General features: G+C 71.2%; 6 protein-coding genes. 2 read left to right on the forward strand and 4 right to left on the reverse strand.

Translation table 11 applies throughout. The annotated features are described in order from the left end of the window. Window positions 1-477: 477 nt before the first annotated feature. The gene (locus tag ABZ863_RS34765) at window positions 478-948 is read left to right on the forward strand and encodes a hypothetical protein (RefSeq protein WP_128464358.1); all 471 of its coding nucleotides are present in this window, start codon (window positions 478-480) and stop codon (window positions 946-948) included. Window positions 949-1044: 96 nt separating this feature from the next. On the opposite strand, the gene ABZ863_RS34770 is transcribed toward ABZ863_RS34765, so the two are convergent. Then, window positions 1045-1785, reverse strand: coding sequence for an HNH endonuclease family protein (locus ABZ863_RS34770; protein WP_358543970.1), 741 nt, complete (start codon window positions 1783-1785; stop codon window positions 1045-1047). Between the two features lie 167 nt (window positions 1786-1952). After that, on the reverse strand, window positions 1953-2339 hold the full coding sequence (locus ABZ863_RS34775) for a helix-turn-helix domain-containing protein (protein ID WP_128464621.1): 387 nt from the start codon (window positions 2337-2339) through the stop codon (window positions 1953-1955). 90 nt (window positions 2340-2429) lie between these two features. On the opposite strand from ABZ863_RS34775, the gene ABZ863_RS34780 reads away from it, so the two are divergent. After that, the gene (locus ABZ863_RS34780; RefSeq protein WP_358288433.1) at window positions 2430-3350 is read left to right on the forward strand and encodes an NAD(P)-binding domain-containing protein; all 921 of its coding nucleotides are present in this window, start codon (window positions 2430-2432) and stop codon (window positions 3348-3350) included. A 489-nt stretch (window positions 3351-3839) separates the two neighbouring features. Here ABZ863_RS34780 and ABZ863_RS34785 read toward each other — a convergent pair whose 3' ends face one another. Both ABZ863_RS34785 and mfd read right to left on the reverse strand, forming a co-directional pair. Continuing rightward, window positions 3840-4316 carry a UTRA domain-containing protein gene (locus ABZ863_RS34785; RefSeq protein ID WP_358543973.1) on the reverse strand — a complete coding sequence of 159 codons (477 nt, stop codon included), beginning with the start codon at window positions 4314-4316 and terminating at the stop codon, window positions 3840-3842. Between the two features lie 232 nt (window positions 4317-4548). Further along, window positions 4549-7863, reverse strand: a 3315-nt coding sequence (mfd, locus tag ABZ863_RS34790; protein ID WP_358543976.1) for a transcription-repair coupling factor, incomplete at its 5' end; no start/stop codon positions are given.

The following is a 7863-nucleotide window of genomic DNA, read 5'->3' on the forward strand; positions in this document are numbered from 1 at the left end:
TCGAAGTTGCCGTCGATCTGCAGGATGCGGGCGCCGTGCAGGATCGCCTGCGCGAGCTTGCCCATCGCGATCTTGCCCTGCGGGATGAGTACCGCTGCTGACGGCGGCCCGCCCGACCCCGGCCAGCCGCGCGATCTCGGCGGCCGTCACCTCGGCCCCGGCGGGCGGCGCCTCGACCCCTTCGCCGCTCTCCGTACTGTCCGTGCTCTCCGGCATCGAGGCCGCTCCCTGGGTGGTGTGGGGGGATGTACGTGCCCCTCCACGCGCCGGGGCACCGGTACGGGCACTGGTGTACGCGGCCGAGCATAGCCACCCCCGCTTCACACCCACACCCTCCCGCCCATCTCTTCACGGCGTGAATCACAGAAACCGCACATCTTCTGTTGACTCGATTCACAAGCTCTGTTGTCATTGACCCACCGAACGGGGGGACCCGGAATCGGGCCGACAGTCACACCTTTTCTGGGGGCGGAACACATGGGCATCAAGACGAAGATCGCGCTGGGCACGGTCGTGGGTGTCGTCGTCATCGGCGGCCTCGCCTCGCTCGGCGACGACCAGGCGGCCGACACCGCCAAGGGCGGCGACACCAGCAACTCCGCCCCGGCCTCGGGCGGCGGCAACGCGGAGAAGGCCGAGGCCGATCCGGCCCAGGAGAAGCCGAAGGCCTCCCAGGCGGAGCAGTTCAAGGCGTTCGTCGAGGAGAACGGCACGCCGAAGGAGAAGGAGGCCGCCTCCCACGTCACCAAGGTCCAGGGTGCGGAGAAGCAGAACGACCTCCTCGACACCGCCGACATCTACACCGACTACACCGGCGGCGTCATGGGCGAGGGCACCGGCCCCGCCAAGCTCCTCGCCTCCTCCTTCGCCGACTGGAAGCAGAGCGAGAACGGCCTGGTCACGGTCTACGACGCGGACGGCGAACTGCTGGGCAACGGCGAGTTCTGAGCCGGCCCGGCACACGAGAGCGGCCCGGGCCGGAGCGAGCACCGCCCTGCGGTGCCGTTCCGGCCCGGGCCGCTCTCCCGAAAGGTCCTGGGGCCTCTACTTCGCGCTGAAACGGTCCGGCGCCTCGGTGGGCGCGTCCCCCTCCGGCAGCTTCTCCTCCGGGCAGCCGTCGAGAATCGTCCGCATGGCGTCCCGCTCCCCGGCCGTCACCCACACCTCGTACTTCTTCTTCACCGCCACCTGACCGGCGACATACGCGCACCGGTACGTCTTGTTCGGCGGCAGCCACTTCGCCGCGTCGCCGTCACCCTTGGCGCGGTTGGGGCCCGCGTCGACCGCGAGGAGGTTGAGCGGATCGTTGGCGAAGGCTATGCGCTTGGCCGGCTCCCACTCCGAAGCCCCCTTCTTCCAGGCGTCGGAGAGCGAGACCAGGTGATCGATGTCCACCTTGCTGGCCCCACGCCGGAACTCCACGTCCTCCCCCGAGTACGGGTCGTCCTTCAACACCCCCGACGCCACCACACAGTCGTCGCCGTCCTTGTACTCCACCTCGGCGAGGTCCCGCTTGAGGATGTCGTCCCGCGTACCGCAGGAGTTCCCGTCCACATCGGCCCACGCCGACCCGAACCGCTCCCGCCCGTACCCGTCCTTGCTCCCCTCCTCCTCGACGGTCAACGCCTCCAGCGCCGCCAGCGCCGTCCCGGCGGCAGCCCCGCCCTTGGCACCCTCACCGCCGGCCCCGTCGCTCCCGGTCGACGGCTCCCCGAGCCCACACCCCGCACTCCACAGCAGCGCCCCGACCGCGAGCCCCACCATCCCGTACCGCCGCACCGTCACCACGCACACCCTTCTCTCGCCCAGCCCTGCTTCCGTCCCAATCCCAGAGGCATCCTGCCCTGCGGGGTGACGGGCAGTCGGACGGGGTGGGGGCGCGGTGGGGACGGGGCGGGGGCGTGCGGGGATCGGGGAGGCGCGGCGTGGAAGCGACGCCCCTGCCCATGCCCCTATCCACGTCCGTGGGAGGCCACCTCCGCCCCGCCCACCAGTTCGCACCCCTCGCGGCGAATCCGCTCCTCGCCCCAGACACCCAGCGAGCCGAGCGCCTCGTTGAGGGTGCGGCCGTGCTCGGTCAGCCAGTACTCGACGCGGGGTGGCACCTCGGCGTACACCTCCCGGTGGACGAGGCCGTCCTCCTCCATCTCCCGCAGGTGCTGGGTGAGCATCTTCTCGCTGACCCCCGGTACCCCGCGCCGCAGTTCGGCGAACCGGCGGACGCCGTGGGCGTGCAGCTCCCACAGGATGAGTGCCTTCCACTTCCCGCTCAGCACGTCGAACGCGGCGTCGAGACCGCACAGGTACGGCCCGACGCGCGGCGCCTTGGCTCCGGCCATGACCACTGCTCCTCTCACGCACCAAAAGGTAAGTACCGCAGTAAATAGTGGGTACTTACGATCCTAGCCGCGCCCCCACAGCATGGAGCCGTGAACGCACACCAGGAGAACCCGCGCCCCACCGCTCAACTTCCCACCCCTGTCACGGTGATCGGCCTCGGCCCGATGGGCCGGGCGATGGTCCGCGCCCTCCTCGCCGCCGGCCACGAGGTCACCGTCTGGAACCGCACCGCCTCCCGCGCCGACGGCGTCGTCTCCGACGGGGCGAAGCGCGCGACGGCCCCGCGCGAGGCGATCGAGGCGAGCCCGCTGACCCTGCTCAGCCTCACCGACTACCAGGCCATGTACGACATCCTCGCCGACGCCACCGCCTCCCTCTCCGGCCGCACCCTGGTCAACCTCAGCTCCGACACCCCCGACCGCTCCCGGCAGGCCGCCACCTGGGCCACCGGCCACGGCGCCGCCTTCCTCACCGGCGGCGTCATGAACCCGGCCCCGATGGTCGGCACGGACGACGCGTACGTCTACTACAGCGGGGACGAGGACGTCCTGACACGCCACCGGGGCGCACTGGCGGTCATCGGCGCCCCCAAGTACCTCGGCACCGACCCCGGCCTCGCCCAGCTCATGTACCAGGCCCACCTCACGGTCTTCCTCACCGCCCTCTCCGGCCTGATGCACGCCACCGCCATGCTCGGCACCGCAGGCATCAACGCCGAACAGTCCCTCCCCGAACTCCTCCTCACCGCCGACACCATCGGCGCCATGATGACCGCCGGCGAGGAACGCCCAGGCGCCGCCCTCGACGCGGGCGAACACCCCGGCGACCTCAGCACGGTCACGATGATGGGCGCGACAGCCGACCACATCCTGGAGACGAGCACGACCCTGGGCCTGGACCTGGCCCTGCCGAGCACCATCCTCGGGCACTACCGGCGGGCGCTGGAGGACGGGCACGGGGGTGACAACTGGACGCGGATCATCGACGGGATGCGGGAGCCGCGGGGCTGACCGTCTGCCGGCAACACGAATCCGCATTCTCCGGAAGTGGGGCCGCACCGACCGGTGTCTTGACTCATGGCGGTGACAGGCTTTCAACTGCCTGTCGGAGCGGCTCGACCCTGGCATCACAGAGTCGAGTTCTTCGGCTCACGCACCCCCCTTGGAGGGGGAACTCGTATCGGAAGAGGCTCCACCTGCCCTTCCCACTCGGCGAACAGCTGTGTCGGGATCGGCTTCCCCCCCTGCCCCAGCCATTAGAAAGTCGACGGCTTCGTCTGCCTGCAAGGAAACGTCGCCGGTCCCCTTCAGGCGGAACACTGCCGGCAGGCCTTCCTCCACGAAGGTCACATTGCGAGCTGGCCCCGTTCCATCGGTGCGCGGCAGCACGGGATGCGCGATGGGAAAACGGCATCCAGATCTTTTCGAGAGCCCTGCACGGCTCCCACACTGCTGACTCGCCAACCGGCATAGAGCAGCAGGGCCCGCTTGGCGGGGGTTTCACTCCACCCCGAACCCGTACTCCAGCTCGTACAGATGCCCCGCCTTGACCATCACCGTCGCCTCCACCGGCCTCCCGTCGGCGCTGAAGGCCACCCGGAGTGTCCGCAGTACCGGCAGACCGGTGGGCAGGCGGAGCAGCCGGTGTTCCTCCTGGGTCGGCACGCGGGCCGAGACGCGGTCGACGCAGCGCCGGGGTGGTACGCCCAGCTCCGCCAGGCATGATGCGGCGGCGGGCGACCACCGGCTGACCGGGCTCCAGTCCCAGCCGCTCGGCGACGAGTTCAGGCGCCGGGACCTCGCCCGCCTGAACGATGCGCTGCGTCCCGCGCCGCCCCTCGGCCCGCGCCTCGGCCGCCCACGCGTCACCCCCGGCTCCGCCCGCCGCGAGGTACCGGGCAGAAGTGCTGGCCCTCCGGGCGTCGCCCACGACCCACCGTCCTCTCGGCTCTTCCCGCGCAATCTACGGGACCACACGGGCTGCGTTCCCCTTCCGGGGAGTGCGAGAGCTACGGCGAGGCGACCGACCGGCCGTGGTGGCGGTACGCGCGGCGGGCAGGGCGCTCGGCCCCGGGGGCGCGCCGCTTCTCACCCCGGCCACGCATGCCGCGGACTCCTCCTGGACCTGACCTTCCGGCTACGCGCCGAGGGGCCACCCGCACACCCCGGTCCGCGACCGGGGTGAGGGCCGAGGGCGGCCCCAGGCCCCCTACGACCCCAGAATCGACGTCAGGAACTCCCCCACCCAGGAGAGCAGCTCCCGCCCCACCACAGGCTTCCCCCCGATCTTCCCGGTCGTGGGGCGCGGGACCAGGATCTGGTGGGTGTTGGCCTTGATGACCGTGCGGGGGTAGAGGCGGTTGAGGCGGAGTTGCTGGGATTCGCGGAGTTCGACGGGGCCGAAGCGGACGTTGTTGCCCTGGAGGACGATCTCCGCGACGCCGCAGGAGCGGGCGAGCATGCGGAGGCCGGCGACGAGGAGGAGGTTCTCGACGGGCTCGGGGAGTTTGCCGTAGCGGTCGGTGAGTTCCTCGCGGACGGCGCGGACGTCGTCCTCGGTGGTGGCGGAGGCGATGGCACGGTACGCCTGAAGGCGCAGGCGCTCGCCGGGGGCGTAGTCGTGCGGGACGTGGGCGTCGACGGGGAGTTCGATCTTGACCTCGGGGGCCGGTTCCTCCTCGACGCCGCCGTCGAGGGCGGCGCGGTAGTCGGCGACGGCCTCGCCGACCATGCGGACGTACAGGTCGAAACCGACGCCCGCGATGTGGCCGGACTGTTCGCCGCCGAGGAGGTTGCCGGCGCCGCGGATCTCCAGGTCCTTCATGGCGACGTACATGCCGGCGCCCATCTCGGTGTGCTGGGCGATGGTGGCGAGGCGCTCGTGGGCGGTCTCGGTCAGGGGCTTCTCGGGCGGGTAGAGGAAGTAGGCGTACCCGCGTTCGCGGCCCCGGCCTACGCGGCCGCGGAGCTGGTGGAGCTGGGAGAGGCCGAAGTTGTCGCCGCGCTCGACGATGAGGGTGTTGGCGTTGGAGATGTCGATGCCGGACTCGACGATCGTGGTGGAGACCAGGACGTCGAACTTCTTCTCCCAGAAGTCCACGACGACCTGTTCGAGGGCCTGTTCGGACATCTTGCCGTGGGCGGTGGCGATCCGCGCCTCGGGGACGATCTCGCGCAGCCGGGCTGCGGCCCTGTCGATGGACTCGACGCGGTTGTGGATGTAGAAGACCTGGCCCTCGCGGAGGAGTTCGCGGCGGATGGCGGCGCCGATCTGCTTCGGGTCGTAGGGGCCGACGAAGGTGAGGACCGGGTGGCGCTCCTCGGGCGGGGTGGTGATCGTCGACATCTCGCGGATGCCGGTGACCGCCATCTCCAGGGTGCGCGGAATGGGGGTGGCGGACATGGTGAGGACGTCGACGTTGGCGCGGAGCTTCTTCAGCTGCTCCTTGTGCTCGACGCCGAACCGCTGCTCCTCGTCGACGATGACCAGGCCGAGGTCCTTGAACCTGGTCTCGGAGGAGAAGAGGCGGTGGGTGCCGATGACGATGTCGACGGAGCCGTCCCGCAGCCCTTCCAGGGTGGCCTTGGCCTCGGCGTCGGACTGGAAGCGGGAGAGGGCGCGGACGTTCACCGGGAACTGCGCGTACCGCTCGGAGAAGGTGCCGAAGTGCTGCTGCACCAGGAGGGTGGTGGGGACGAGGACGGCGACCTGCTTGCCGTCCTGGACGGCCTTGAAGGCGGCGCGGACCGCGATCTCGGTCTTGCCGTAACCGACGTCGCCGCAGATCAGGCGGTCCATCGGGACCGTCTTCTCCATGTCGTCCTTGACCTCGGCGATGGTGGAGAGCTGGTCGGGCGTCTCCATGTACGGGAAGGCGTCCTCCAGTTCGCGCTGCCAGGGGGTGTCCTGGCCGAAGGCGTGGCCGGGGGCGGCCATCCGGGCCGAGTAGAGCTTGATGAGGTCGGCGGCGATCTCCTTGACGGCCTTCTTGGCGCGCGCCTTGGTCTTGGTCCAGTCGGCGCCGCCGAGCCGGTGCAGGGTGGGGGCCTCGCCGCCGACGTACTTGGTGACCTGTTCGAGCTGGTCGGTGGGGATGTAGAGGCGGTCGCCGGGCTGGCCGCGCTTGGCGGGGGCGTACTCGACGAGGAGGTACTCGCGGGTGGCGCCCTGGACGGTGCGCTGGACCATCTCGATGTAGCGGCCCACGCCGTGCTGCTCGTGGACGATGTAGTCGCCCGGCTCCAGGGTGAGCGGGTCGATGGTCTTGCGGCGCCGGGTGGGCATCCGCTGGCCGTCCTTGCCGGCCGCCTTCTGGCCGGTGAGGTCGGTCTCGGTGAGGACGGCGAGCTTGAGGCGCTCGTCGGTGAAGCCGTGGTCGATGGCGCCGCAGGCGACGTGGACCACGGAGGGGCTGATCTCCCCGAGGTCCCCGTCGAGCCGGGCCGGGACGCCCTCGGAGCCCAGCACCTCGACGGTACGGGCGGCGGGGCCGTGCGCCTCGGTGACGAAGACGGTCCGCCAGCCCTCGCCGAGCCACCGCTTGGTGTCGGCCAGGGCGCGGGCGGTGTCGCCCCGGTACGTCTCCGGGGCGCGCATCCCCAGCTGCCAGGTGTCGCCGTCGTACGTCTCCTCGTCAGCGGCGAACGGCGAGACGGACCACCACATCATGCCCAGTTCGCGGGCGCGCTCACGGATGTCGGCGATGCCCCACAGGGAGGCCGCGCCGACGTCGATGGGGGCCTCGCCGCCCTCGGCGGAGGCGGCCCAGGACGCCTGGAGGAATTCGAGGCTGGTGGCGACCAGGTCGGCGGCGCGGGTGCGGACCCGCTCGGGGTCGCAGACCAGGGCCATGGCGCCCTCCGGCAGCACGTCGAGGAGGAGTTCCATCTCGTCGACGAGGACGGGAGCCAGGGACTCCATGCCCTCGACGGCGACGCCCTCGGCGATCTTGCCGAGGAGTTCGCCCAGCTCGGGGTGGTCCACGGCGAGGGCGGCGGCGCGCTCGCGGACCTGGTCGGTGAGGAGGAGTTCGCGGCAGGGAGGGGCCCACAGGCCGTGCTCGGCGATCTCCAGGGAGCGCTGGTCGGCGACCTTGAAGTAGCGGATCTCCTCGACCTCGTCGCCCCAGAACTCGATGCGGACCGGGTAGTCCTCGGTCGGCGGGAAGACGTCGAGGATGCCGCCGCGCACGGCGAACTCGCCGCGCTTCTCGACCAGCTCCACCCGGGAGTACGCGGCGGCGGCCAGCGCCCGCACCACCTCCTCCAGGTCGGTGGTCTGCCCGGCCTTCAGCGCCACCGGCTCCAGGTCGCCGAGCCCCTTGACCTGCGGCTGGAGGACGGAGCGCACGGAGGCGACGACGACGGAGACCGGGCCGGCCCCGGGGTCGTCGGCGTCCGGGTGGGCGAGGCGGCGCAGCACGGCGAGGCGGCGGCCGACGGTGTCGGAGCGGGGCGAGAGCCGCTCGTGCGGCAGCGTCTCCCAGGAGGGGTACTCCACGACGCCGTCCGGCGGGAGCAGGGT

The sequence above is a fragment of the Saccharomonospora sp. NPDC046836 genome (assembly GCF_040645195.1).
GTDB lineage: Bacteria > Actinomycetota > Actinomycetes > Mycobacteriales > Pseudonocardiaceae > Prauserella_A.